Source organism: Nitratidesulfovibrio liaohensis (genome assembly GCF_011682075.1).
In the GTDB taxonomy this organism is placed as follows: Bacteria; Desulfobacterota; Desulfovibrionia; order Desulfovibrionales; family Desulfovibrionaceae; genus Cupidesulfovibrio; species Cupidesulfovibrio liaohensis.
Genome location: NZ_VSMK01000631.1, coordinates 1 through 1,014, shown reverse-complemented (window position 1 = coordinate 1,014; position 1,014 = coordinate 1). Strand labels below are relative to the sequence as shown.

General features: G+C 69.6%; 1 protein-coding gene. It reads left to right on the top strand.

Annotated features, from left to right (window positions below):
- The first annotated feature begins 121 nt into the window (after positions 1-121).
- A complete protein-coding gene (locus FVW27_RS16890; RefSeq protein ID WP_007527323.1) occupies positions 122-736 on the top strand; it encodes a flavodoxin family protein in 615 nt (204 codons plus the stop codon).
- The last annotated feature ends 278 nt before the right edge of the window (positions 737-1,014 follow it).

Sequence of the window (1,014 nt, the reverse complement as noted above, 5' to 3'; positions counted from 1 at the left end):
GCCCGTGCCCTGCTCCGCCTTCCCTGGCCGGAGCGGGCACGGCGCGCGGCCCCGCCTCCGGCTGCGGCGCGGGCCATGCGACCACCCATCATGCCCCCCATCCCAACCGGAGGATAGTTCCATGCATGTCGTCGTTTTCAACGGCAGCCCCCGCAAGAACGGCAACACGTCCATCCTGCTCGGCACCGTCCGGCGCGAGCTTGAGGCCGCAGGCGTCACCACCGAGGAATTCCGCGTGGGCGGCAAGGCCGTGCGCGGCTGCATCGCCTGCATGAAGTGTTTCGAAAAGCAGGACGGCCAGTGCATCCAGACCGGCGACCCCATGAACGAATGGATCGCCGCCATGCACAAGGCCGACGGCGTCATTCTGGGGTCCCCCACCTATTTCGCCAACGTTTCCACCGAAATGAAGGCCCTCATCGACCGTGCGGGCATGGTGTCCATCGCCAACGGCGGCGCCCTGCGCATGAAGGTGGGCGCACCCGTGGTGGCCGTGCGGCGCGGCGGCGCGCAGCAGGTGTACAACGGCCTGATGGCCTTCTTCGGCATCGCCGAGATGGTGGTGCCGTGCTCCAGCTACTGGAACGTGGGCATCGGCCTGGCCCCCGGCGACGTCAACGGCGACGAGGAAGGCATCCGCACCATGGTCAACCTGGGCCGCAACATGGCCCACGTGCTGAAGTGCCTGAAGAGCGGGCCGGAGGCGCCGGCTTCCTTGAAGGGCGGCGAAGTCTAGGAAGCGACGGGCGGGCCGCGGTGCGCGGCTTACCGGATCAGACGCATGCCACGCGGCGCGGTCGGGCTTTTCGTCCCGTCCGCGCCGTGTTACGTGGCGGACAGGGTGGAACCGTGCACGGGGGGGAAGGGGAACGGCGCATGGGTGACGGCAGGCGCGAATTTCCGGTCGGGCTGCAACGGCAGGCGGATGCCGGCGGCTACGGCCTGCTGGCCCCGGACGAGGCGTGGCGGCGCGTCCGGGCAGGGGCCTTGAGCATGGTGGATGTGCGCGACGCC